28 protein-coding genes, 1 other RNA gene and 1 pseudogene are annotated in these 24,196 nt (G+C 68.1%); 26 read left to right on the top strand and 4 right to left on the bottom strand.

The window, feature by feature from the left end; translation table 11 throughout:
* Window positions 1-14 precede the first annotated feature (14 nt).
* The 19 genes and pseudogenes from V5D55_RS16800 to V5D55_RS16710 all read left to right on the top strand — a co-directional run bounded on the left by V5D55_RS16800 (window position 15) and on the right by V5D55_RS16710 (window position 15,069).
* Window positions 15-464: a flagellar hook capping FlgD N-terminal domain-containing protein gene (locus V5D55_RS16800; protein WP_435745179.1), complete on the top strand. Its 450-nt coding sequence runs from the start codon at window positions 15-17 to the stop codon at window positions 462-464.
* Window positions 465-495: 31 nt separating this feature from the next.
* Window positions 496-1,662: a flagellar hook protein FlgE gene (locus tag V5D55_RS16795; protein ID WP_435745177.1), complete on the top strand. Its 1,167-nt coding sequence runs from the start codon at window positions 496-498 to the stop codon at window positions 1,660-1,662.
* Between the two features lie 121 nt (window positions 1,663-1,783).
* Window positions 1,784-1,999, top strand: a complete 216-nt coding sequence (locus V5D55_RS16790; RefSeq protein ID WP_435745175.1) for a flagellar FlbD family protein — start codon at window positions 1,784-1,786, stop codon at window positions 1,997-1,999.
* Window positions 2,000-2,001: 2 nt separating this feature from the next.
* Window positions 2,002-2,811, top strand: a complete 810-nt coding sequence (locus V5D55_RS16785; protein ID WP_435745173.1) for a motility protein A — start codon at window positions 2,002-2,004, stop codon at window positions 2,809-2,811.
* Complete coding sequence (locus V5D55_RS16780; protein ID WP_435745171.1) at window positions 2,808-3,623, top strand: OmpA/MotB family protein; 816 nt, start codon at window positions 2,808-2,810, stop codon at window positions 3,621-3,623. Before V5D55_RS16785 ends, V5D55_RS16780 begins: the two co-directional genes overlap by 4 nt.
* Before the next feature lie 6 nt (window positions 3,624-3,629).
* Complete coding sequence (locus tag V5D55_RS16775; RefSeq protein WP_435745169.1) at window positions 3,630-4,550, top strand: flagellar motor switch protein FliM; 921 nt, start codon at window positions 3,630-3,632, stop codon at window positions 4,548-4,550.
* Window positions 4,550-5,209 (top strand): FliM/FliN family flagellar motor switch protein, encoded by a 660-nt coding sequence (locus V5D55_RS16770; RefSeq protein WP_435745167.1) that lies wholly within the window; start codon window positions 4,550-4,552, stop codon window positions 5,207-5,209. Before V5D55_RS16775 ends, V5D55_RS16770 begins: the two co-directional genes overlap by 1 nt.
* Before the next feature lie 2 nt (window positions 5,210-5,211).
* On the top strand, window positions 5,212-5,679 hold the full coding sequence (locus V5D55_RS16765) for a flagellar biosynthetic protein FliO (protein WP_435745165.1): 468 nt from the start codon (window positions 5,212-5,214) through the stop codon (window positions 5,677-5,679).
* A 125-nt stretch (window positions 5,680-5,804) separates the two neighbouring features.
* Window positions 5,805-6,644: a flagellar type III secretion system pore protein FliP gene (fliP, locus tag V5D55_RS16760; RefSeq protein WP_435745163.1), complete on the top strand. Its 840-nt coding sequence runs from the start codon at window positions 5,805-5,807 to the stop codon at window positions 6,642-6,644.
* Window positions 6,641-6,916, top strand: a complete 276-nt coding sequence (gene fliQ / locus V5D55_RS16755; RefSeq protein WP_435745161.1) for a flagellar biosynthesis protein FliQ — start codon at window positions 6,641-6,643, stop codon at window positions 6,914-6,916. Before fliP ends, fliQ begins: the two co-directional genes overlap by 4 nt.
* Window positions 6,916-7,677 (top strand): flagellar biosynthetic protein FliR, encoded by a 762-nt coding sequence (locus tag V5D55_RS16750; RefSeq protein ID WP_435745159.1) that lies wholly within the window; start codon window positions 6,916-6,918, stop codon window positions 7,675-7,677. Before fliQ ends, V5D55_RS16750 begins: the two co-directional genes overlap by 1 nt.
* Complete coding sequence (locus V5D55_RS16745) at window positions 7,674-8,777, top strand: EscU/YscU/HrcU family type III secretion system export apparatus switch protein (protein ID WP_435745157.1); 1,104 nt, start codon at window positions 7,674-7,676, stop codon at window positions 8,775-8,777. The genes V5D55_RS16750 and V5D55_RS16745 overlap by 4 nt, the downstream gene beginning before the upstream one ends.
* Before the next feature lie 36 nt (window positions 8,778-8,813).
* Window positions 8,814-10,879, top strand: a pseudogene (locus V5D55_RS16740) (flagellar biosynthesis protein FlhA).
* A 99-nt stretch (window positions 10,880-10,978) separates the two neighbouring features.
* Window positions 10,979-11,227: a carbon storage regulator CsrA gene (gene csrA / locus V5D55_RS16735; protein WP_435745155.1), complete on the top strand. Its 249-nt coding sequence runs from the start codon at window positions 10,979-10,981 to the stop codon at window positions 11,225-11,227.
* A 121-nt stretch (window positions 11,228-11,348) separates the two neighbouring features.
* Window positions 11,349-11,831 (top strand): flagellar export chaperone FlgN, encoded by a 483-nt coding sequence (gene flgN / locus V5D55_RS16730; RefSeq protein WP_435745153.1) that lies wholly within the window; start codon window positions 11,349-11,351, stop codon window positions 11,829-11,831.
* On the top strand, window positions 11,797-13,245 hold the full coding sequence (flgK, locus tag V5D55_RS16725) for a flagellar hook-associated protein FlgK (protein WP_435745150.1): 1,449 nt from the start codon (window positions 11,797-11,799) through the stop codon (window positions 13,243-13,245). The genes flgN and flgK overlap by 35 nt, the downstream gene beginning before the upstream one ends.
* 13 nt (window positions 13,246-13,258) lie before the next feature.
* A complete protein-coding gene (flgL, locus tag V5D55_RS16720) occupies window positions 13,259-14,146 on the top strand; it encodes a flagellar hook-associated protein FlgL (protein ID WP_435745148.1) in 888 nt (295 codons plus the stop codon).
* The gene (locus tag V5D55_RS16715; protein ID WP_435745146.1) at window positions 14,143-14,541 is read left to right on the top strand and encodes a flagellar assembly protein FliW; all 399 of its coding nucleotides are present in this window, start codon (window positions 14,143-14,145) and stop codon (window positions 14,539-14,541) included. The genes flgL and V5D55_RS16715 overlap by 4 nt, the downstream gene beginning before the upstream one ends.
* Window positions 14,542-14,754: 213 nt before the next feature.
* Entirely contained in the window at window positions 14,755-15,069 is a 315-nt protein-coding gene (locus V5D55_RS16710; RefSeq protein ID WP_435745144.1) for an HU family DNA-binding protein, read from the top strand.
* Window positions 15,070-15,137: 68 nt separating this feature from the next.
* Here V5D55_RS16710 and V5D55_RS16705 read toward each other — a convergent pair whose 3' ends face one another.
* The gene (locus tag V5D55_RS16705) at window positions 15,138-16,253 is read right to left on the bottom strand and encodes an AAA family ATPase (RefSeq protein ID WP_435745142.1); all 1,116 of its coding nucleotides are present in this window, start codon (window positions 16,251-16,253) and stop codon (window positions 15,138-15,140) included.
* A 313-nt stretch (window positions 16,254-16,566) separates the two neighbouring features.
* Here V5D55_RS16705 and V5D55_RS16700 point away from each other — a divergent pair, with 313 nt between their 5' ends.
* Entirely contained in the window at window positions 16,567-16,938 is a 372-nt protein-coding gene (locus V5D55_RS16700; RefSeq protein WP_435745140.1) for a hypothetical protein, read from the top strand.
* Between the two features lie 126 nt (window positions 16,939-17,064).
* Here V5D55_RS16700 and V5D55_RS16695 read toward each other — a convergent pair whose 3' ends face one another.
* Both V5D55_RS16695 and V5D55_RS16690 read right to left on the bottom strand, forming a co-directional pair.
* The gene (locus tag V5D55_RS16695) at window positions 17,065-17,454 is read right to left on the bottom strand and encodes a DUF2510 domain-containing protein (protein ID WP_435745138.1); all 390 of its coding nucleotides are present in this window, start codon (window positions 17,452-17,454) and stop codon (window positions 17,065-17,067) included.
* 56 nt (window positions 17,455-17,510) lie between these two features.
* Window positions 17,511-18,350 carry an aldo/keto reductase gene (locus tag V5D55_RS16690; protein WP_435745136.1) on the bottom strand — a complete coding sequence of 280 codons (840 nt, stop codon included), beginning with the start codon at window positions 18,348-18,350 and terminating at the stop codon, window positions 17,511-17,513.
* A gap of 127 nt (window positions 18,351-18,477) precedes the next feature.
* On the opposite strand from V5D55_RS16690, the gene V5D55_RS16685 reads away from it, so the two are divergent.
* The 4 genes from V5D55_RS16685 (at window position 18,478) to rnpB (ending at window position 21,753) form a co-directional block, all read left to right on the top strand.
* Window positions 18,478-18,861: a YchJ family protein gene (locus tag V5D55_RS16685; protein WP_435745134.1), complete on the top strand. Its 384-nt coding sequence runs from the start codon at window positions 18,478-18,480 to the stop codon at window positions 18,859-18,861.
* A 37-nt stretch (window positions 18,862-18,898) separates the two neighbouring features.
* Window positions 18,899-19,633, top strand: a complete 735-nt coding sequence (locus V5D55_RS16680; RefSeq protein ID WP_435745132.1) for a zinc ribbon domain-containing protein — start codon at window positions 18,899-18,901, stop codon at window positions 19,631-19,633.
* A gap of 22 nt (window positions 19,634-19,655) precedes the next feature.
* Complete coding sequence (locus tag V5D55_RS16675) at window positions 19,656-21,353, top strand: bifunctional 3'-5' exonuclease/DNA polymerase (RefSeq protein ID WP_435745130.1); 1,698 nt, start codon at window positions 19,656-19,658, stop codon at window positions 21,351-21,353.
* 43 nt (window positions 21,354-21,396) lie between these two features.
* An RNA gene (gene rnpB, locus V5D55_RS16670) (RNase P RNA component class A) lies at window positions 21,397-21,753 on the top strand.
* Between the two features lie 58 nt (window positions 21,754-21,811).
* Here rnpB and ppgK read toward each other — a convergent pair.
* Entirely contained in the window at window positions 21,812-22,558 is a 747-nt protein-coding gene (gene ppgK, locus V5D55_RS16665) for a polyphosphate--glucose phosphotransferase (protein WP_435745128.1), read from the bottom strand.
* 69 nt (window positions 22,559-22,627) lie between these two features.
* On the opposite strand from ppgK, the gene V5D55_RS16660 reads away from it, so the two are divergent.
* Window positions 22,628-22,855 (top strand): SPOR domain-containing protein, encoded by a 228-nt coding sequence (locus V5D55_RS16660; protein ID WP_435745126.1) that lies wholly within the window; start codon window positions 22,628-22,630, stop codon window positions 22,853-22,855.
* A gap of 2 nt (window positions 22,856-22,857) precedes the next feature.
* A complete protein-coding gene (gene glnA / locus V5D55_RS16655) occupies window positions 22,858-24,195 on the top strand; it encodes a type I glutamate--ammonia ligase (protein WP_435745124.1) in 1,338 nt (445 codons plus the stop codon).
* Window position 24,196: the final 1 nt, after the last annotated feature.

Below are 24,196 nucleotides of genomic sequence, written 5' to 3'. Positions count from 1 at the left end.
AGGACACACCACCCATGACCGTCGAAGCCGTGAGCGCCCCGAGTTCGATCTACACCGGAAGCACCGCAGACCCCGCAGCACGAAAGCAGGTGCTGGACGGCGAGGTCTTCCTCAAGCTGCTGGTCACCCAGTTGACGCACCAGGATCCGTCGAGCCCGATGGACACGAACGAGATGATCTCGCAGACCACGCAGCTCGCCATGATGGAGCAGCTCACGGCACTCACCGATACCGGCACCGAGGCCTTCGCCCTGAGCATGCGCCAGGCGGCCACCGCGCTGATCGGCCAGGAGGCGACCTACAAGGATGCCGACGGAAAGGCGGTCACCGGCATCGTCACGAAGGTGTCGTTCGACGGTCCCATCCCGCAGGTGACCATCGGCGACAAGACCGTCGCCCTGGATGCCATCACCGGCATCACCTCGAAGTCCACCCCTGCCGCGAGCGACCCCGCCGCAGCCTGATCCCCCTATCACCCAGGAAGAGAGAATCCCCATGCTTCGCTCGCTCTACTCCGGCATCTCCGGCCTCCGCTCGCACCAGACCATGCTCGACGTGACCGGCAACAACATCGCCAACGTCAACACCGCGGGCTTCAAGGGCTCGTCGGTCGTGTTCCAGGACTCCCTGTCGCAGCTCATCGGCAACCCCGGCATCCCCGACGACCAGGTCGGTGGACGCAACCCCGCCCAGGTGGGACTCGGCGTGCAGGTCGCCGGCGTCCGCACCAACTTCGCGCAGGGCTCGGCCCAGGCGACCGGACGCGGCGGCGACCTGATGATCTCGGGCGACGGCTTCTTCGCGGTGCGCTCCGGCGGCGAGACCCTCTACACCCGCGCCGGCGGCTTCTCGTTCGACCCGACGGGCAAGATGATCACCGCGGACGGCGCGATCGTGCAGGGCTGGTCGGCACAGAACGGCGTCGTCAACACGGGCCAGGGCATCGGGAACATCGTTCTTCCGCTCGACGCGGTCTCGCCGGCCCGTGCCACGACCGGCGCCACGGTGACCGGCAACCTGCCCTCGACCGCGGCCGTCGGCGACAAGCTGGTGCGTGACGTGACCGTGTTCGACGCGCAGGGCACCCCGACCACGCTGAGCCTGACCTTCACGAAGTCGGCCACCGGGTGGGATGTGACGGAACCGAAGAGCGGCGCCACCGGCGCACTCACGTTCACCGACGGAAAGCAGACCGGCACGGGGCTCAGCCTGACCGCCGGCGGTGTCACCGTCGACCTCACCGCCGTCACCGGATACGCGAGCCTGTCGACGGTCGCTGTCACGGAGCAGAACGGTGCAGCGGCCGGCACGCTCAAGTCGTACAGCATCACCGGAGACGGTTCGATCGTCGGCACGTTCAGCAACGGCGCGACGCAGACGCTCGGGAAGATCGCGATGGCCAACTTCGCGAACCCCGAGGGCCTGGAGAAGGCGGGCGGCACGGCGTATCGCGTGTCGGTGAACTCCGGCGACGCGCAGATCGGCGAGGCCGGTCAGGCCGGGTTCGGTGGTCTCGTCTCCGGTGCGCTCGAGATGAGCAACGTCGACCTGTCGCAGGAGTTCACCAACCTGATCGTCGCGCAGCGCGGTTTCCAGGCGAATGCGCGCATCATCACCACGAGCGATGAGGTGCTGCAGGAGCTCACGCAGCTCAAGCGCTGAGCCACCGCTTGCACATGAGCGGGATCATCGCTCGAACGCGGCCCGTCCTGGTTACCCGGGGCGGGCCGCGTCGCGATAGTCGGGGCTGCCCGCCTGTCGCCCTTTCCCGGAGACCCATCCGATGATCATCGTCACCCGCCTCGACCGCACCCGGTTCGCGGTGAACCCTGACCTGATCGAACGCGCCCACGCATCGCCCGACACGACGCTGCACATGGTCGACGGGGGCGTGTACGTCGTGCAGGAGGGCCTCGACGTGATCGTCGACCTGATCGTCGCGTACCGGGCTCGGGTGCTCGACGCCGCGCAGGCGCTCGGCCGGAAGACGGGGGACTGACCGTGGATCCCGCATTCCTGATCGGCGTCATCCTCGCTTTCGGTGCACTCGTCGCCATGATCACGATGGAGGGCGCGAGCTTCGAAGCGCTGCTCATCCCCGCCCCCATGATCCTGGTGCTCGGCTCCACGATCGGCGTCGGCATCGCGAGCCACACGCTGCGGGACATGCGCCTCGCGTTCGCGAGCCTCGGCCGGATGGTGCGCGGTCCTCGCTCGACCCCGGAGGCCGTCATCCCGTTCCTGGTCGGCTACGCCGAGAAGGCGCGCGGAGACGGGCTCCTCGCCCTCGAGCAGGAGCTCGACGGTGCACCGGACGACTTCACCCGACAGGCTCTGCAGGCTCTGGCCGACGGCACGGATGCCGAAGACCTGCGGATGATGATGGACGACGAGATCACGGCCACCTCCTCTCGCAACCGCATCGCCGCCAAGTTCTTCTCGTCGCTGGGCGGCTACGCCCCGACCATCGGCATCGTCGGAACTGTCGTCTCGCTCACGCACGTGCTCGAGAAGCTCGACGAGCCGGACCACCTCGGCCCGATGATCGCCGCCGCATTCGTGGCGACCCTGTGGGGTCTGCTCTCGGCCAACTTCATCTGGAATCCGATCGCCGGCCGGCTCAGTCGTATCGGCGCGGTCGAGCTCGAGCGCATGACGCTCGTCAGCGAAGGGATGCTGGCGATCCAGGCCGGCAGCGCGCCGCACCTGCTGCAGGAGCGCCTCACAGCCCTCTCGACCGTCAAGCCGAAGCGCCGCAAGTCGGACGACGCGAAGAGCGCCGAGGCGAAGGGCGCGGAGGAGCCACGGTGAGCTCGTCCCGTCGTCGCGGGCGCCGAGGGCATGAGGACGACTCGCACGACGAACCCGATGAGCGCTGGGCAGTCTCCTACGCCGACATGGTGACGGTGCTGATGTGCCTGTTCATCGTGCTGTTCGCGGTGTCGAACGTCGACAAGACGAAGTTCGAGCTGCTCGCCAACAGTCTGGCGACCGGCTTCGGCCAAGAGGAGACGACCACGGGCGGCGCCGACATCTCGGAGGGACTCGTCATCCCGCCCGAGATGGAGGACGAGCAGGGCGAGGCCGACCTCACGAAGCGTGCCGCCGCGGAATACGAATCGCTCGAGGAGCTCCGCGAGCGGATCAGGGCATCGCTCGCGGCGCAGGGTCTGCAGGACACGGTCGAGTTCGCGATCGATGACCGTGGGCTCAAGGTCGGCCTGGTCGGTGCCGAGACGTTCTTCGGCGACAACAGCACCGACCTGTCGGCGAAAGCCGACGTCGTGCTCGATGCGATCGGCGACGTGCTCGCGACCGTCGACAACCAGGTGAGCGTCGAGGGGCACGCCGACCGCCGGCACGCCGCCGCCCCGTACCCGACGAACTGGGAGCTCTCCGGTGGCCGCGCCACGCAGGTCGCCCGCTTTCTGGTGGAGCACGAGACCATCGCCGGCGCTCGGGTGAAGGCCACCGCGTTCTCCGACACACGCCCGCTCGTGACGGGTGACAGCCCCGAAGCCCTTGCCAGCAACCGGCGCGTCGACATCGTCGTCGAGTCGAACGAGGAAGACCAGGTGCGCGCCTTGCTCCCTGCCCTCGCCGAAGCCGCTGAGAAGAGCTGACGCATCATGTCCATCATCCCCGAGGAGACCACCATGACCGCAGGCAGCGTGATCGACGATCCGGCCGGACGGTTTCCCGCCTACGACTTCAGTCGTCCGGCGCAGCTCGGCCGCGACAGCATCCGTCGTCTGGAGGCGTCGTTCGAGTCCTTCGCACGGCTCTGGTCGTCGCAGCTGACCGCGAAGATCCGGGTGCGGACGCACCTGTCGCTCGAGAGCGTCGAGCTCGTCTCCTACGAGGAGCACGCGCGAACCCTGCCGGGCACCACCGCGATGGTCGCCGGCTCCTTCGCCGACCGCGACGAGCCGTGCGTCGTGCAGTTCGGCCTCGACAGCGCCCTCCTGTGGGTCGTGCAGATGATGGGCGGCCGCAGCACGTCACTGCCGGAGGCGCGCACCTTCACACCGATAGAACTCGCGCTGATCCGCAACCTCATGGAGGGCACGTTCGAGCATCTCTCCGCGAGCATGGGGACACTCCTTCCCGGGGAGCCGACTTTCGGCGGCATCCACTACAACCCGCAGTACCTGCAGGTGATCGCGGCGTCGGCCGCGGTGATCGTCGCCCGGTACACGATGCGCCTCGGCGACACGCAGACCGTCGCCTCGGTCATGCTCCCCGCCTCCGCCGTCGTGGACCGCCTCGCGGCATCGGGAGCGGACGCTGCGGCAGCACGTGGCGCCGCGCACACCCGTGACCAGGTGCACAGCACTCCACTCGAGGTCACGCTGCGCCTCGCGCCGATCACGATCGGGGCCGGTGAGGTGCTGAGCCTCGCGCCGGGCGATCTGTTGCGGCTCCCGCACCCGGAGACCACCCCGTACGAACTGATGGCGGGGCAGACGCCCATCGCCCGCGCCACACCGGGCAGCCGGGGCTCGCGCCTCGCCTGCACGATCACGACCACCCACGAGGAGACCCACTGATGAGCACCTTCCACGAGACGGCCATCGCTGCGGCGATCGCCGGCAAGCTGCCGTTCGGATATCCCGTCATCCCGACGCCGTCCTCCGACCCCGGCGCCACCGGCGAGGCCGTGGCGGTGACCTTCACCGGTACCCCGGGCGCGCGCATCGCGATTCAGGTGGCCGACCCCGCCCAGCTCGAGGACGGCTCGAAGAGCGCCGAGCTCGCCGACCGCCTGCACCCGGTCTTCGAGGTCGCGGCCATCGTGCTCGGCACGGGCACGCTCGGTGACGGTGAGCAGGTGAGCGCCGCCGAGGTGTTCACGGCCTCCGGCACACAGGTGTTCGACCTCGTCGATGCCGCAGGCGCCATCGTGGCTCGTGCGTCGGTGCGCATCGACGGCGACCGTGCAGCCGCCGCATCCACCGGCCCGCAGCGGCTCAGCCGCATCGCCGGCGTCGAGATGGAACTGGTCGTCGAGATCGGTCGCACGCGGATGCCGGTGCGCGACGTGCTTTCCCTCGAACCCGGTCATGTCGTCGAGCTCGACCGGGCGGCCGGTTCGCCTGCGGACATCAAACTCAACGGCCGTCTGATCGGCCATGGCACGGTCGTCGTCGCCGACGGGGACTTCGCGATCCGCGTCGAGCGCATCCTCGACGGTGCAGAGAGCGTCTGAGCATGGACGACGTGCTCGTCGCGCTGCGGATGATCGTTGCGCTGGCCGCCGTGCTCGGCCTGCTCCTGTTCCTCAGCCGTCGGCTGCAGAAGGCGGGCGCGAAGGGCGACAACCCGATGGCCGGACTCCTGCCGAAGAAGCTCGGCCAGTGGAGCGGGCTCCGACAGAGCCGCCCGGCTCAGGGTCGTGGAGCGAAGGCGCGCCAGGAGAAGATCACCGTCGTCGCCCGGTCAGGGATCGGAGCGAAGGCGCAGCTCGTCGTAGCCGAGTTCGGCGGCATCCGCTATGTCCTCGGCGTCACCGAGCACGGGATCAGTGTCGTGGACACCCAGGAGGCGCCGGTGTCGGAGGAGGATCCCGAGGCTCTCGACGAGCCCGATGAGACGGGCCAGGCCACCGGCGACGTATCGTCGGCAGACGATCTCGACCTCTTCGCCGACGAGGACCGTCCGCTGAAGTCGGTCGCCTGACCGCGCGCCGACGGTCGCGCACCGGTTACGCGATGTCCCCGGTGTCGCGATAGTCCTCATCGAGCACGGATCGCTCGACCTCTTGGCTACGGATCGGCCACGTCTCCCATCTTCGGAGTGCCGCCGTGCCCGCAACCGCCCCCGCCACTGTGCTGCCGGCGAGCGTGCGACGACCGCAGACACGCATCTGGATCCTGGTCGCCGTCGCTCTGGGGATCGCCGTGCTGCTCGTCTGCTGGAGCGCCTCCGCAGCGCACGCCGCTGCTTCCGTCCTGCCGACCGAGACGGACGACGGCGAGGGCGTGACGATCAACGGCATCAACGGCACGCCGTCCGACAGCATCATGACGCTGCTCGGCATCACGGTGCTGAGCGTGGCGCCTGCGCTGCTGCTGATGATGTCGAGCTTCACGAAGATCTTCGTGGTGCTCGCCCTCACCCGCAACGCGCTCTCGCTGCCGTCGATTCCGCCGAACCAGGTGCTCGCGGGACTCAGCCTGTTCCTGACGCTGTTCATCATGTGGCCGGTGCTCACCGACATCAACGCGGTGGCGGTCGCGCCGTTCACCGAAGGGCAGGTCGACTTCGGGCAGGCATTCGAGCTCGCGCAGCAGCCGCTCCGGGAGTGGATGCTCGCCTTCACGCGCGAGGAGGACATCGCCCTGATGTACCGCGCGGCGCAGATGGACAATCCTGCAGATGCCGCGAGCATCCCGCTGTACACGATCGTGCCGGCATTCATGCTGAGCGAGCTGCGCGCGGCCTTCCTCATCGGCTTCATCATCTTCGTGCCGTTCCTCGTGATCGACCTCGTCGTCGCGAGCGCGCTGATGTCGATGGGCATGATGATGCTGCCGCCGGTGATGATCTCACTGCCGTTCAAGATCCTGCTGTTCCTGCTGATCGACGGGTGGGGGATGGTCATCACCGCCCTCGTGCAGTCCTACAGCGGAGGTGGCGGGTGAACCCGGAAGCGGTCATCGACATCGGCCAGGCAGCGCTCATCCTCGCCGCGAAGTTGTGCGCACCCCTGCTGATCACCGCGCTCGTGGTCGGTTTCGCGATCTCCCTGCTGCAGTCGATCACGCAGGTGCAGGAGATGACGATCTCGTTCGTGCCGAAGCTCGTCGCCGTCGGCATCGCGCTGCTCATCAGCGGGCATTGGATGATCGCCGAGATGATCGCGTTCACGAACGAGCTGTTCGCGCGGATACCGTCGTTGCTGAACGGCGGCTGATGAACATCCCGATCGACTTCACGTGGCTCGAGGCCACGGCTCTCGCCTGCGTGCGGATCACCGCCTTCCTCGTGATCGCACCGCCCTTCAGCCACGGCACCGTGCCGATGCGGATCCGCGCGATGCTGGGCGCAGGACTCGCCCTCGCAGTCTCGCCGGTGGTCACTGCCGGGTACGAGCGTCTCGACACCGGCGCATTCATGCTCGCGCTGGCAGGACAAGCACTCACCGGTGCGCTGCTGGGCTTCCTCGTCATGCTGCTGTTCAGCGCGATCCAAGGGGCCGGCCATCTCGTCGACACCTTCGGCGGCTTCCAGCTGGCGCAGGCGTTCGATCCGGGCATGGCGGTGAACGGCGCGCAGTTCACCCGCCTGTTCCAGATGACGGCGATCGTGCTGCTGTTCGCATCCGACGGCTACCAGCTCGTGCTCGGCGGACTGTTCCGCTCCTTCGATGCGATCCCGGTCAGCGGCATGATCGATCTCGCGAAGCCGGCGGAAGCCCTGGTCGGTGCGACGGCACAGATGATGCTCAGCGCCGTGCAGATCGCCGGTCCGCTGCTGATCGTGCTCTTCCTCGCCGACGTCGGCCTCGGGCTCGTGACCAGGGTCGCGCCCGCCTTGAACGCGTTCGCGATGGGCTTCCCGATCAAGATCGGACTCACCCTGCTGCTCGTCGGCTTCGTCTACGCGGCCCTGCCCGGCGTGGTCGCTGCGATCGCCGACGACGCCGCCCGACTGCTGCTGGGGGTGACCCGATGAGCGAGACCGACACCGGCGAACGGACCGAGAAGACGACCGACCGCCGCCTCAAAGAGGCTCGTCGCAAGGGGCAGATCGGACGCAGCCAGGACTTCACCGCCTGGGTCTGCATCGCGGCGGCCGCGATCATGTCGCTGCCGGCGATCGCCTCGGCGACCCAGGTGCTGACCGAGCTCTTCCTGCGCGTCGCGCCCGTGGCGACGCATCCGACAGACGGTGCCGCGGTCGAGGTCCTCGGTGCGGCGCTGGCCTCGATGGGCGGCATCCTGCTGCCGATGCTGCTCGTCGTGCTGCTCGCGACCACGGCCACCGCCGTCGCGCAGGGCGGGATCCATCTGCGAGGCGTGACGATGCGCACCGAGCAGCTCAACATCATCACGGGCCTGAAGCGTGTGTTCGGCCGGCAGGCGCTCTGGGAGGGCGCGAAGGCGCTGCTGAAGACCGCGGCGATCGGCCTCTCGCTGTGGATCGTCATCTCGGGGCTCGTGCCGGTGCTGATGGCCAGCGGCAGTCACAACATCACGTGGCTGCTCGAGCAGGCCGCAGGGGGAGCGGTGGCCCTGCTGCAGGTCGCGGTGGTCGTCGGCATCCTGCTGGCCGCGATCGACGTCGCGGTCGTCTTGCGCCGCAACCGCAAGCACACGCACATGACGAAGAAGGAAGCCAAGGACGAGCACAAGAAGAGCGAGGGCGATCCGCTGGTGCGGTCGCAGCGCCGCTCTCGTCAGCTCGCGATGAGCCGCAACCGTATGATCGCGGCGGTCAGCGACAGCGACGTGGTGCTCGTGAACCCCACGCATGTCGCGGTGGCTCTGCGCTACGAGCCGGGCAAGTCCGCGCCTCGGGTCGTCGCCAAGGGCGCCGGCACCGTGGCGCTCAAGATCCGCGAGCGGGCCGAGGCGGCCGGAGTCCCGATGGTGCGCGACATCCCGCTTGCCCGCGCCCTGCACGGAGCGTGCGAGATCGGCCGGGAGATCCCGGAGGAGCTCTATACGGCGGTCGCGCAGGTGCTCGCCTTCATCGAGCACCTGAAACGGCGCGGATCCGCGCGCGGAACCCACACGATGCCCTTCGCGAGCACCCGCGAACGCGGCCTCTGACCCAGATCCCCCACGACGGAAACGAGAAGGAAGCGCATGTTCGGTCAGATGCTGTCCAAAGGAGCCGTGCCGGTCGGTGTCGTCGGTATCATCCTGCTGCTCATCGTGCCGATCCCGACGCCGCTCCTCGACGTGCTCATCGTCGTGAACATCGCGTTCGCGCTGCTGATCCTGCTCACCGCGATGTTCGTGAAGAAGCCGCTGGACTTCTCGGTGTTCCCGAGCCTGCTGCTGGTGGCGACGCTGTTCCGACTCGGTCTGAACGTGGCATCCACCCGCCTCATCCTCAGCGAAGCCCACGCCGGCCAGGTCATCCAGGCATTCGGGCAGATCACGATCAGCGGCTCGCTCGTGATCGGCGCCGTGATCTTCCTCATCCTCACGGTCATCCAGTTCGTGGTGGTGACGAAGGGCGCGGAGCGCGTCGCCGAGGTGGGTGCGAGATTCACGCTCGATGCCATGCCCGGGAAGCAGATGGCTATCGACGCCGACCTGAACGCGGGGCTCATCACCGACACCGAGGCCCGCAGACGTCGTGCCGAGGTGGCTGCCGAGGCCGACTTCTACGGGGCGATGGACGGTGCGTCGAAGTTCGTCAAGGGCGACGCGATCGCCGGCATCGTGATCGTCATCATCAACTTCGTCGGCGGCATCATCATCGGCATGGTCCAGCACGGCATGGAGATGGGCGATGCGCTGGAGACCTACAGCATCCTGACCATCGGCGATGGTCTGGTCACCCAGATCCCCGCGCTGCTCATGGCCGTGTCCACCGGCATGATCGTGACCCGCGAGAACGTCGAAGCGGAGATGGGGCAGGCCGCGGCCAAGCAGCTTCTGCAGTCCCGGAATGCGCTCGTGATCACGGGACTCGCCGCGATCGCGATGGGCTTCATCCCCGGGATGCCGCTGCTGGTCTTCGCCGGGATCGGTGCGGTGCTGCTCTTCGCGGCCTCCCGCGTCAAGGCGGGCGAGGATCGCGAAGCGGCGATCGAGGCGGACGCGCAACATCAGGAGGCTGTGGAAGCCGGCACGGAGGGCCCGGACGAGCTCATGGACCGGATGCGCGTCCACGCCCTCGAGATCTCGCTCTCGACCGACATCGTCGACCTCGCATCCGGGGGAGCGGGCGACCTGCTCACCCGGGTGAAGTCGCTCCGACGAAAGCTCGCGCTCGACATCGGCATCCTGATGCCGCCGGTCCGCACGCGAGACAACATCGAGCTGCCCGCCCAGACCTACGCGATCCTCATCGCAGGCGTCGAGGTCGGCCGCGGCTCGGTCCCGCGGGGGCACGTGCTCGCGATCGGGACCGGACTCGACCAGCTGCCGGGAACCGTCGTGGTCGATCCGGTGTTCGGCCTCGAGGGCAAGTGGGTGCCCACCGAGATGTCGCACGCTGCGGATATGGCCGGTGCCACCGTGATCGACCGGGCAAGCGTCATCATCACGCACCTCTCCGACGTCGTGCAGAGTCAGGCGCATCGACTCCTGTCGCTGGAGGACGTGCGCCAGCTCACCGAGCACCTGAAGCAGACGAGCCCCACCACGGTCGAGGAACTCACGCCGGCGGTCCTCTCGCTCGCCGGCATTCAGCGGGTGCTCGCCGGGCTGCTCGCGGAGCGGGTGCCGATCAACGACCTCGCGCGCATCTATGAGGCGCTCGCACTCCGCGGCAAGACGTCGACCGAGACGCCCGGCCTGATCGACGCGGCGCGCGCGGCACTCGGCCCGGCGATCGCGGCGAGATTCGCCGAGGACGGACGCATCCGCGTCGTCATGTTCGAGCCGCTGCTGGAGCAGCAGATGCTCGAGGGGATGCGCATCGTCGACGGCCTCCCGCAGATCGTGCTGAGCCCCGAGGCGACAATGCAGGTGCTCGAGAGCGTCCGTCGGACGGTGGCGGAACTCGACCAGACCGGCCCCGAGCCGGTGCTCGTGTGTGCGCCCTCGCTCCGTCAGGCGGTGCGGCGACTGATCGCTCCGCAGGTCGCAGGGCTCCCCGTGCTCTCGTACGACGAGGCGGGGCCGGCGGGCTCGCCACCGATGTCGTCGGCGTCGTGCGGGTGACGCAGTCCGCACTGCCGAGCGCTGCGGGATAGTCGCTCGAATCCGCTCGAATCCACTCGTTTACGAGGGCATGCGTTAGCTTTGTGTGCAGGATGGCGTGAATGCGCCGAAGCCATGGAAGGCGGATCGGCATGCTGGTGCTGACAAGGCGCGCGAACGAGAGCATCGTGATCGGTGACGACATCACGATCACGATCCTGGCGGTCACGCCGGGCGGCGTCCGGGTGGGGATCGACGCCCCCCGCGACATGCGAATCCACCGCGCGGAGATCGTGGTCGCGATCGGCGATGCCAATCAGGATGCGGTGAAGACGGCATCCGACGATGCCGCTGAAACCGCTCTCCTCGGCGTCCTCGGTCGGTTGAACTCTGCACCCTGAGCTCTGTCAATGGGGAGTTCTCCCCATGAGGGCCGAGTTACTGCCCTGCGCGTTGTCGCGATAGTCGTGTGTGTGACAGGGAACCCTGTCACGGAGACTTCGACCCGACGAGGTGACGACTGTGGCCGCCCACGACCTGAGCATGCAACTCCTGCGGGAGCGTGAACTGCTCGAGATGCTGCTCTTCAAGCTCGACGAGCAGCAGATGCTCCTGGCGACCGGACGCAATCGCTGGATCCGCCACGCGTCGACCGAGATCGAGCGGGTGCTCGCCGCCATGCCGACCGTCGCGCTCTCGCGGGATGCGCTGGTCGTCGCGACCGCGGATGAGTGGGGAGTGCCGGAGGCCACCACGCTCCGCGACCTGATCGACGCGGCGCCGGACGACGGGTGGCGCGAGGTGCTGATCGGGCACCTGACGACCATGACCGCTCTCGCGGACGAGATCGAGCAGATGAAGCAGATCAACGAGCAGCGACTGCGCACGGCGATCCGCATCACCCAGGAGACCATCGCCGGGCTCGGTGTCCCGACCGGCGAGTACAGCCCGTCCGGCGACGTCGTCAGCCATGGGGACGCCCGACTGCTCGATACCCGGATGTGAGGTGACCATGTCTTCGTTCGCAGGTCTTCGTCTGGCGGAATCCGCCCTTTCGGCTGCACGAGCCGGCATGACCGTCACGGGTCAGAACATCGCCAACCAGACCACGACGGGCTATACCCGTCAGCGGGTGGATCAGGCTCCCGTGTCCGGCCCCGGACAGACCGGGCTCTGGAAGAGCGGACTCGGCGTCGGCGGCGGGGTGAACGTGACCGGTGTCGCGCGACTCGGCGACGCCGTACTCGACGCCCGCGTTCGTGATGCGCTCTCGACCTCCGGCTTCTGGGGCGCACGGGCGACTGCCGCCGGCCGCGCCGAGAGCATGCTGGCAGAGCCGACCAAGGACGGTCTGGCTGCGAACATGAATCGCTTCTGGTCCGGATGGTCCGACCTCGCCAATACGCCGGAGCCGGCTGCGGCGCAGGTCGTGCTGACGAACGCCCAGGTGCTCATCGGGCAGATCTCCGCCGGGTATGAATCTGTGGCGGGCCAGTGGACGGATCTGCGCGGTCAGGTCGACCGGGACATCGCCGACGTCAATGCCGTCGCCGGTCAGGTCGCCACGCTCAACGGTCAGATCCGCGACGCGCTGCAGTCGGGCCGCAACGCCAACGAGCTGATCGATCAGCGCAACGTGCTCGCGCAGCAGCTCTCGACCGCAGTCGGCGCCAAGGGGGTCGTCGAGACCGACGGCACGCTCACGGTGCGCGTCGACGGCAACGCCCTCGTCTCCGGAGACAGCAGCCGAGCGCTCGTCGCGACGGGTCCGCGGGAGATCGAGGATGCCGGACGCATCACCGTCGCCTGGGCGGACCGCCCCGACCTTCCGGTCGCGATCGGCGGCGGCGTGATCGGCGGCACGATCAGCGCCCTCGCTCCCTCGACCGAGGGCGGCTCGCTCGCGAGCGTGGCCGCTGCGTACAACGCGACCGCCACCGCGCTGGCCACGGCGGTGAACGACATCCACCGGACGGGCGTCACGGCGACCGGCGCACCCGGCGGCGACTTCTTCACGCTCGACGCGAGCGGTCCTGCCGCCCTGGGGCTGAGTGTGGTTCCCACCGGCCTCGACCAGTTGGCTCTGGCCGCGCCGGGAGCAGGCGCCAAGGACACGACGATCGCCGATCGGCTGAGCACTCTCGGTGCATCGGCGACCGGACCGAGCAAGACCTGGTCGAGCTTCGTCACCGGGTTCGCCGTGGCGGTCGCCGGAGACCTGCAGCGCGCGGACATCGCCGACATGGGGGCCGTCGCGGCCGTGACGGCGCAGCAGTCGAACGCGTCGGTGGACGGCGACGAGGAGACGATCAACCTCCTCACCTACCAGACCGCGTATCAGGCGGCAGCCCGTGTGCTCACCGCCATGGATGAGGCACTGGACCTGCTGATCAACCGAACCGGCCTCGTCGGCCGCTGACTGGGGAGTCGACATGATCGGACGCATCACGAGCAGCACCATGACGCAGCAGTCCCTGCGCACTCTGCAGACCAATCTCGCCGATCGCGAGCGCCTGCAGAACCAGGCGGCGTCGCAGCGCGCGTTCCGCTCGCCGAGCGAGGACCCGGCGGCTGCCGCCACCGCGCTCGGCGTGCACGGCGAGCAGTCGAGGGTCGCGCAGTATGCGCGCAACCTCAGCGACGGCATGGCCTGGGTGACCACGGTCGACACCGCCCTCGCGGCGAGCACCGACCTGCTCAACCGTGCGCGTGACCTGACCGCGCAGGGAGCGAACTCGGGGGCGCTCAGTCCCACGGCCCGTGAGTCGATCGCGCAGGAGCTCGAGACCATCAGTGCCGAGCTGCTCGCCCAGGCGAACACGAGGGTGCTCGGTCGCAGCGTCTTCGCGGGGACCAGCGATTCCGGTGCGGCGTTCGCACCGGGGACCTTCGCGTTCAACGGCAGTCCGGGAGACGGTGTGCGTCGACGCATCAGTGACAACGAGACGGTCCGTGTGGACTTCGACGGCTCGCAGGCGTTCGGCGTGGGCGCGAACAGTGCGTTCGCGCTTCTCACGGATATCGCGGCCGAGCTGCGAGGGGGAGCGAACGTCGGCTCGCGCCTGGACGACATCGACGCGCGACTCAAGGACGTCGTCGCGGCCCGAGGCACGACGGGCTCTCGTCAGGTGCAGATCGAACGCGCCGCGTCTCAGAACCTCTCGACCTCCACCGACCTGGAGGCACGTCGTGCCGAGGTCGAGAACGTCGACAGCCTCGAGGTGCTCGTGCGTCTGCAGTCCGCCGAGCTCGTGTTCCAATCCGCCCTGCAGGTGACCGCCAAGTCACTGCAGACCAATCTCCTGGAGTTCCTGCGATGACCGAGACGACTGCCGATCAGATCGCCGTCGCGGTGGAGTTCACCACGGCGATGCACGGTCTGAGCCCGTACACGGCCTTCGATCTCGTGGCCATCGCCGGCGCGGAAGGCCTGTACGCCCTGCGGGCGCTGGATGCCGACGTGCGACTGTTCCTGCTCGAGGCGGGGGCCGTCGATCCCGAGTACGCACCACGGATCCCCGCCGGCATCCGCGAGGAGATCGGCGCGTCCGATACGGATGCTCTTCGGATGTTCGTGATCGCCAACCCCTCGGACGACGGCGTGCACGTGAATCTGCGCGCACCCATCGTCGTGCACCCGGATACCGGCCGCGCGGCTCAGGTCATCCTCGATGACCAGGACTACCCGATCCGGGCGCTCCTCCACGGACGCTGACGCCGTTCGCTCGGTGCAAAGCGACTCGCGAACCAGCGAAATCCGATATTCACCACAGATACGAAGGAAGAAGCACTATTCTCTGAGGTAAAGGGCTGGGGCCTCACAGAACCCGGTGTCGTCGAGATGGGACTCGACGGCCCGCGGATCTGGCTGTTGGGGTACAGCGAAGCAGCTCGGCGACGGGCGAACACACAGGGGACGATGACGACCATGAGCACATCGAAGACGCTCGACGCCAACCGCGTGAGCAAGCGCGAGTTCGTACAGCGATTCGCACGACGCGGCGGGATCTCCGTCTTCGCCGCGCAGACCGCATACAACGCCATGATCGATGAACTGCTCGACCTCGTGAGCCAGGGCAACACCGTCACGCTGACCAACTTCGGCAAGTTCTACCCGCAGACCCACAAGGGACACCGCGTGCAGTTCGGCAAGGACGAGGGCACCGGCGAGGTCACCGACTACACCGTCCTCAAGTTCTCCGCGACGCGCGAGGTGAACAAGAGGGTCAAGACCAACGACTGACGATCGCGAACTGATCGTGAACTGAATCCCCGGGTGTCGCGGCTCCCGGGGGTCAGGAGTCTGGACGCCTACCTCGAGCGGATCTCGGCCGGTGGCCAGAGACCGAAGCCGTAGGAGGACTGTCCCACGAGCGTTAGGCTCACCGTGGTCGGGTAGACCTCGGGTTCGTCGTCGTCGTCGCCGAGCAGGTCGAGCCTGTCGATCGGGACGAAGATACTGCCGTCCGGCTCGAAGATGAGATCGCGAGGCACGAACGACGCGAAAATCGAGCGGGTGGAGTTGCGCAGTTCGAATGTCCGGCCGACGTCGCCGCGCTCGAACAGATTCATCTCCACCTCGTCGGACCAGATCTTGCCATCGGGGAAGCGCGCCTCGATGCGGTACGTGCTCGGTTCGATCGTCCGGATGTTCAGGTCGTCGACGATCTCGGAGAAGAGGGTTTCCGGCTGCCGGAGCTCGAAGGCGATGGCGCGCAGGTGGTCGTAGTTCAGACGCGCGCGGCGGGAGAACAGGGCGACGTTCTCGATCTCCTCCGGGTCGGCGCCCGGTGCCTGATCGACGAGGTACTGGCGCACCTCATCGGGCCCGGGGTAGTCGAAACGCAGGTGATAGTGGAAACGGCCGGGCCGATTGACGAGGTAGGTGCTCACATCCGACATGTCGTTCACGGAGAGGCAGTAGATGCGCTTGGCGGAAGACAGGCCATCGAACAGCGACAGGAACTGGTTCTGACGATTGTGGCCGTCAGCGAGACCCCGGCGGCCCGCGGGGAAGATCTTCTCGAACTCGTCGAAGACGATCAGGCACTCGTCGAGGCTGTCGAGGAAGTCGACGACGCCCTCGTTGTCCTCCGCCACCACCACCACCGGCAGACCCTGTTCGCGCGCCGCTTCGGCGACCATGCGCAGGAAGAGAGACTTGCCGATGCCCTTGTCGCCGGACAGCATCACACCGAGACTGCGCTCGGAGCGTGCGTAGGCCTGGAAGATCTTCGTGACCTTCTTGTCTCGACCGCCGTAGACGCGCTCGGTGCCGACAGTCAGGTCGTCGATCCTGATCAGGCTGAAACCCTCTTTGGGCGAGAAGCCGACCCGATACGTGCCCAGCGGGAACCTCTGGTGCGTGCGCACGGCGTCGTCGTACACGCGGACGTGCCCGCCGGTCTCGATGTAGGTGCTTGCCAACACCCTCCTCCTTCACTCCCGATGTGCCTATCGACCGGACTCAGCGATCGTCAAGGCGATGACCGACGCCTGTTCTCCCTCGGCGATGCGAACAGGAGCCGCTCAGAAGGCTGGTCATGCGCGCGCTGTGCGCTCCGCCTGCACACTTTGTCATGTCCTCGGACGCCTCGACAAGTGCGAAACGGCGTGTCGAAGATGAGTTTTCTCTTCGTTTACGTGGAGCACGGAGCGCGGTGTCCCCCTCTTTCCCCCTCTCCCGGATGCGCCGCCACTATTCTGAGCGCAGTGAGGGCGAGCAGGTCGGAGCGCGAGCATGGGCAGGGGCGATGAAGCGGGGGAGCCGATCACCGGCTCGATCATCATCCAGGTCGAGGCTGCGCCCCAGGGGATGATGCGCTGCACCCTGGATGCCGCGGGACCGCAGCGCGTGTGGTGGACCGCACTCCTCGCGCACGATGACGCCGTGACGGGTGCGGCGACGTCGCCGGAGCAGATGGCCAACCTGCTCATCCGCGGCAGTATCGAGTGCATCCGGCAGAGCGTCCCGAGTCTCGAGGTGAGCGGTTTGACGATGCGCCTGGAACCAGGTCCGAACGACAACGCGCAAATCGTCTCCACCGGTCCTGCGCGATACCGCGCGTCGGAGTGGGAAGCCCTCGTTCATGCTCAGCGGCCTGGAGAGTGACAGTGTTCGGGCGCGCTTCGCCGTCGACGGACTGCAGTCGATCGCCGTCTCCGCCGCGCCTCGCCGTGGGTCCGCGTTGTCGGAACGCCGACGGTATGCACCTCCTGTGCCGGAGCGCGGCGAGGATCAGGTGAGGCGCTCGAACACCAGCGTCGCCTGGATCCGGTCGCCGCCGCCGAAGCCGGCACTGCCGGACGACGCCGTGGTGATCGTGTGCAGGCGGTATCCGAGCGCGGCCTGGGTGTTGATCGCACGCTCGAGCTCGGTGAGGTTGCCGGAGCCGGAGCCCCACATCTTCTCCTTGAGCACGACCTGCAGCACGACATAGCTCATGCCGGTGGCCGCGGGCCGGGGCTGGGCGCCGGACACGGCATCCGCCTGAATCCTGTTGATGACGCCGCTCAGCCCCGGCTCCTCGGGAGGCGGAGGCTGGACGGTGTCCGTCCAGTTCTGGCCGTCCCACCAGCGGGTCGTCCCGGAGCCGTCGTCGTACCAACCGGCCTGCGTCGTGGTCATCTTCTTCTCCCTGTCAGATTCTCGGGTCAGGATTCTCGGTATCAGGATTCTCGGTATCAGGATTCTTCGTGAGTCCGCGGGTCCGCGTCGAACAGTCGCCCGTCCGCTCGCCCGAGCGCGGTGATCGCCGCGACCTCTGCGGCGTCGAGGACGATCTCCGCGGCCGCGAGGTTCGAGACCTGGTGCTCGAGGGACGAGGCCTTCGGGATCGACACCGTGTCCCGGGCGACATGCCAGGCGAGCACTGTCTGCACCGGTGTGATGCCGTGCGCTGCGGCGACTTCGCCGACGACCGGCTCGTCCACGAGCTCACGCGCCCGTCCGAGCGGGCTCCACGCTTCGGTGAGGATCCCGTGCTCGCGGTGGTAGGCGAGCTGCTCTTCTTGCGGGAAGTAAGGGTGCAGCTCGATCTGGTTGACGACCGGGCGCACGCCGGTCTCGCGCTCGATGCGCTCGAGGTGCTCCGGCAGGAAGTTCGAGACGCCGATCTGTCGCACGATGCCCCGCTCCTGCGCATCGACGAGGGCGGCCCACGCCTGGACGTATTCGTCCTGGCTCGGGTTCGGCCAGTGGATGAGGTGCAGATCGGTGATGTCGAGCCCCAGTCGCGAGCGGCTCTCCTCGATGCTCGTCCGCGCTTTCGCCGACGGGTGGTGGCGACCCGGAAGCTTGGTGGTGACGATGATCTCTTCGCGGGGAGCATCGGATGCCGCGACACCGAGACCGACCGAGCCCTCGTTCTCGTAGTTGAACGCGGAGTCGACCAGACGGTAGCCGGCATTGAGGGCTCCCGCCACCGCGGCAGCGCCCTCGTCGCCGTTGAGCGCGTAGGTGCCGAGGCCGATGGCCGGCAGGGCAAAGCCGTTATGGGCGGTGAAGGTGGGAACAGCGGGCATCGGGTCTCCTTCGGTGCAGTGTCCCCTCAGCGTAGAGCGTATGGTTCGCGCGCCTCGGCGCGGTGCAGTGCATGGTGGCGTCGCCGTGCGTGATCATGGCATTCATGACCCTCATCCGCGAGCTCGCATGACCGACGCCGTGCGGTGCCCGTGTCTTTCCGGCGACGTCTTCGATTCCTGCTGCGGCCCGCTGCTGCGGGGTGCTCCTGCTCCCACAGCGGAACGATTGATGCGGTCGAGATTCACGGCCTTCACCCTCGACGATGCCGCGCACCTCCTGCGCACCTGGCATCCCACGACCCGCCCGCGCGGGATCGACTTCGACCCCGCACTGCGATGGCGCCGGCTGGTGATCATCGATCGCGTCGCCGGAGGTCCGTTCGACGATGAGGGCGTCGTCGAGTTCGAGGCGCACTGGCGGCAGGGCGCGGAGCGCGGATTCCTGCACGAGCGCAGCCGCTTCGCGCGAGAGGAGCGGCAGTGGTACTACGTCGACGGCGACGTGCGGTGACCGGCGGGATGTCGTGGCAGCGGCTAGATTTGAGAGCGTGAACGCCACTCCCGAGAACCAGCGCACCCTGCTCGACATCGCCGACCTCGACCGGCGCATCGCGCAGGCGGAACGTGCGCGCACGAAGCCCGCCCAGGCGGCGCGCATCGGCGAACTCGTCGCCATCCGTCAGGACCAGCTCCGGGAACTCACCTCGCTGACCGGGACGCGCGATGACGTGCGCACCGAACTGAAGCGGCTCGAGTCGGATGTCGCGGTCGTCGAACAGCGTCGTAACCGCGATGCCGAGCGCCTCGCGGCCTCCACCAGCTCGAAGGATGCGCAGGCGCTCGAGCACGAACTCGCCAGCCTCGCCCGCCGCCAGAGCGATCTGGAAGACGCCGAGCTTGACGTCATGGGCCGGCTCGAGGAGGCCGAGGCCGCGGTCGCAGCGCAGCAGGCACTGCTCGCGACGACCACTGCCGAGGGAACGGCTCTCACCTCGCAGGCGAAGGCCGACGTCGCCGCGGCGACCGACCAGGGTGCTCAGCTCGCGCGGGACCGTGCCGCGGTCACGGCGACGGTGGCGGCAGATCTGCTCGCGGAGTACACCCGTCGTGCCGCGAACAGCGCCGGCGCGGCGCGCCTCACCCACGGCACCTGCGAGGGCTGCCGCATGCTGCTGCCCAGCACCGATCTGAACGATGTCCGTCGCGCGCCGGCAGAGCTCGTCGTCACGTGCCCGGAGTGCGGCTGCATCCTCGTGCGCACCGAAGAATCCGGGCTCTCTTGAGCGGGGCCCGCACTCAGCGTCGATGAGCCCGCCGGCGCCACGCGAACGGTGGATCGCTCTGGTCGCCGTCGGCGGCGACGAATTCGCGGCCGTCGAGCTCGATGACGACGGCGCTGAGAGAAGCCGCACAGCCCTGACGGGGCAGGAGCTTCTCGACGCGGTGGCGGAACTCGAACGTTCGGCAGCGCCCCGCTGGATCATCCGCAGTGCGAGGGACGTCTATCCGCGTCTGCTCCAGGGCGGAGTGCGTCTGGGGCGGACCCACGATCTGCTGCTGTGCCACGCGATCCTGCGGGACACCGATGCCGTGGCTCGCCCCCTCGCACCCTCGGCGGCCTGGGTGCGGCGAGAGCCGAGCGACGCTGCTCCCGCTCTGTTCGAGGTGATCGAGCACGACGCGGCGGACGATCCTGTGGCCGAAGTGCTCGAGCAGTTCCGCGCGCAACGCCGGGTGATCGATCAGGAGCGCGACGGTCGACTCACGCTCCTGTGCGCAGCCGAGTCTGCGGGCGGTCTGATCGCGGAGGAGATGCGGGCGGCGGGGCTGCCTTGGGATGAAGGCGTGCACGACGCGATCCTCACCGAGACGCTCGGAACCCGGCCCATCGCGGGCGGCCTGCCCAGCAAGATGGTTGAGCTGGGGGATAGGGTCCGCTCGATCCTCAGCGACTCGACCCTGCACCTCGACAGTCAGCCGAAGCTCCTGCGGGCCCTGCACCGGGTCGGCGTGCAGGTGGAGTCCACGAGCCGCTGGGAGCTGGAGAGCCAGTCGCACGCTGTCGTCGAACCGCTCCTGGCGTACAAGAAGCTGTCGCGCCTGCTGAGCGCCAACGGATGGGCCTGGTTGGCCGAGTGGGTACACGATCGCCGGTTCCGCCCGGTGTACATCCCGGGCGGCGTGGTGACCGGACGGTGGGCGTCCGCGGGCGGCGGGGCGCTGCAGCTGCCGCGCAGTCTGCGACCCGCGGTGCGCGCAGACCCCGGCTGGACCCTCGTCGTCGCCGACGTGGCACAGCTGGAACCTCGGATGCTGGCCGCCATGGCATCTGATTCGGCGATGGCGAAGGCCGCTCGGGGGAGCGATCTCTACGCCGGTGTCGTCGCGTCGGGCGCGGTCGGCACGAGAGAAGAGGCGAAGTACGCCGTGCTGGGCGCGATGTACGGTGCCACCACGGGCGACAGCGGCCGACTCGTGCCCCGGCTGCGGAAGGTGTACCCCCGCGCCATGGCGCTCGTCGACAAGGCCGCGCGCACCGGTGAGGACGGCGGTGTCGTCTCGACGTGGCTGGGCCGCTCGTCTCCGCGCCCCTCGGCGGAATGGGCCGAGCTGCAGGCGCGGGCGACGGGTGCGGATGCCGACCCTGCCGAGGTCGCGCTCGCGCGGCGGCGGGCACGCGACTGGGGTCGGTTCACCCGCAACTTCGTGGTGCAGGGGACGGCGGCCGAGTGGTCGCTGATCTGGCTGGCAGAGATCCGGCACCGACTGCAGCGCGCGCCGGAGTCGGTTGTCGCAGCCGCGGCATCCGGTCCTTTCGCCCGCCGCCCCCACCTCGCTTTCTTCCTGCACGACGAGGTGATCCTGCACGTGCCGGAGGAGCAGGCCGAGGCGGCAGCCGACGCGGTCCGCGTGGCCGCGGCGGTCGCCACCCGCCGTCTGTTCGGCGACTTCCCGATCGACGTGCCGCTCGATCTCCGCATCGCGGAGTCGGCCGAGAAGTAGCCACCGTCGCTCTGGACCCGGAGAAGTAGACTGGGGACGCGAATGGGTCGACTGGACGGTCGCGTGGCGGGCAACCGCACCGAGGAACGTCCGGGCTCCACAGGGCAGGGCGGTGGGTAATACCCACCCGGAGTGATCCGCGAGAAAGTGCCACAGAGAGCAGACCGCCCCGCAAGGGGTAAGGGTGAAAGGGTGGTGTAAGAGACCACCGGGGGCCATGGTGACATGGCCCGCCAGGTAAACCTCGCCCGGAGCAAGGTCAGACAGAGGATGTTGACGCGGCCCGCCGAGTCCTCGGGTAGACCGCTAGAGTGCCACGGCAACGTGTCGCCGAGAGAGATGGCCGTCGAAGGGGCGAAGAACCCCGGAACAGAACCCGGCGTACAGGTCGGCCCATTCGCCTCACACGCAGAAGGCCCCGCTGAACCAGCGGGGCCTTCTGCGTTCGGGTCGAAGGATCAGTCGCCCGCGAGAGACGCGGCGCCGATGATGCCCGAGTTGTTGCGGTGGATCGCCGGGACGATCGGGGTCTTGAGCTCCAGCAGAGGGAGGAAGTCGCCGGCGTTCTTGGACACGCCGCCGCCGACCACGAACAGGTCGGGGCTGAAGAGGAACTCGATGTGCGAGTAGAACGCCTGCAGACGCTCGGCCCAGGCTTCCCAGCTGAGGTTCTCGCGTTCGCGCGCGGACGTCGCAGCCCACTGCTCCACGGACTCGAACTCGCGGAAGTTGAGGTGACCGAGCTCGGTGTTGGGGAGCAGGACGCCGTCGTAGATGAACGCGGAGCCGATGCCGGTGCCGAGGGTGGTCAGGAGGGTGAGGCCGCGCACGTCCCTGGCGGCACCGTGGCGTGCCTCTGCGACGCCGGCGGCATCCGCGTCGTTCACGAAGACGATGTTGCGTCCGAGGCCGTCGCGGAAGAAGCGCTCCGCGTCGAAGTCGACCCATTCCTTGGAGACGTTCGCCGCCGACAGCGTCTTGCCGCGCTTGACGATCGCGGGGAACGCGACACCGAGTGGGAGCGTCGAGTCGTGCACGTCGAGCGTCTTCAAGACAGACTTCACAGCCACGAGCACATCCTGCGGGGATGCACCCTCAGGGGTGGGTACGCGCACCCGGTCGGAGGCCATCGTGCCGTGCGCCAGGTCGACGAGTCCTGCTTTGATTCCCGTGCCGCCGATGTCGACGCCGATCGCTTTTGCCATGAGCATTAGCTTAGCGACCGCCGCACACGCCAGTAGGATCGATGACATCACGGGAAAGAAGGGACACCCATGTCTGACGGCGACGCGAAGTACTGGTACAACTCCGAGACCGGTCAGGTCGAGTTCGGCATGATCTCGGCGTCGGTGGACCGTGTCGGTCCCTTCGACACCGAGGCGGAAGCCGCTCGTGCCCCCGAGGTGCTCAAGGAGCGCTCGCGCGCCTGGGCCGAAGAAGAGGCTGCGGAACAGGGCTGGGACGCAAAGGGCGACGACGCAAAGGGCCAGGGCGCAGAGTAGTCATGGACAAGCAGAGGGACTTCGTCCTCCGGACCATCGAGGAGCGCGGCGTCAAGTTCGTGCGGCTGTGGTTCACCGACGTGATCGGCACCCTGAAGTCGGTCGCGATCGCGCCGGCCGAGGTGGAAGGCGCCTTCGCCGAGGGCATCGGGTTCGACGGCTCGGCGATCGAGGGTCTGACCCGCACCTACGAGTCCGATCTGCTCGCGCAGCCCGACCCGACGACCTTCCAGACGCTGCCGTGGCGCGGAGAGATCGACCCCACCGGCCGGATGTTCTGCGACATCACCACGCCCGACGGCGAGCCGGCTGTCGCCGACCCGCGGCACGTCCTCAAGCGCACGTTGGCGAAGGCCGCCGATGCCGGGTTCACGTTCTACACGCACCCCGAGATCGAGTTCTACCTCCTGAAGTCCTCGTCCTTCGGGCCGGAAGGACCGGTTCCGGTCGACTCGGCCGGGTACTTCGACAACGTCCCGGGCGGCACTGCGCACGACTTCCGTCGGCGCTCGGTGCGCATGCTGGAAGACCTGGGCATCTCCGTTGAGTTCAGCCACCACGAGGGCGGTCCCGGTCAGAACGAGATCGACCTGCGGTACGCGGACGCGCTGACGACCGCCGACAACATCATGACCTTCCGCACGGTGATCAAGGAGGTGGCGATCGAGCAGGGCGTCTACGCGACGTTCATGCCGAAGCCCCTCAGCGGTCAGCCGGGCAGCGGCATGCACACGCACATGTCCCTGTTCGAGGGCGACCAGAACGCCTTCTACGAGGAGGGCGCGAAGTACCAGCTCTCCAAGACCGGCCGGCACTTCATCGCGGGGCTCCTCAAGCACGCGAACGAGATCGCCGCGGTCACCAACCAGTTCGTCAACTCCTACAAGCGGCTCTGGGGCGGCGACGAGGCTCCGAGCTTCATCACCTGGGGTCACAACAACCGTTCCGCACTCGTGCGGGTGCCGATGTACAAGCCGAACAAGGGCCAGTCCTCGCGCGTCGAGTACCGGGCGCTGGATTCGGCGGCGAACCCCTACCTGGCGTACGCGCTGCTGCTCGCCGCCGGTCTCAAGGGCATCGAAGAGGGCTACGAGCTTCCGCCCGAGGCAGAGGACAACGTCTGGGCGCTGAGCGACGCCGAGCGGCGTGCGCTGGGCTACTCGGCACTCCCGGCGAGCCTCGACCACGCCCTCGAGTACATGGAGGCGTCCGAGCTCGTCGCCGAGACGCTGGGGGAGCAGGTCTTCAACTACGTGCTGCTCAACAAGCGCAAGGAGTGGGAGGCCTACCGCGGCCAGGTCACTCCGCTGGAGCTGAAGAACAACCTCGAACTCCTCTGAG

It is taken from the genome of Microbacterium sp. PMB16, from assembly GCF_051294855.1.
GTDB lineage: Bacteria > Actinomycetota > Actinomycetes > Actinomycetales > Microbacteriaceae > Microbacterium.
The sequence above is the reverse complement of the archived record's forward strand: the minus strand, read 5'-3'. Positions and strand labels throughout refer to the sequence as shown.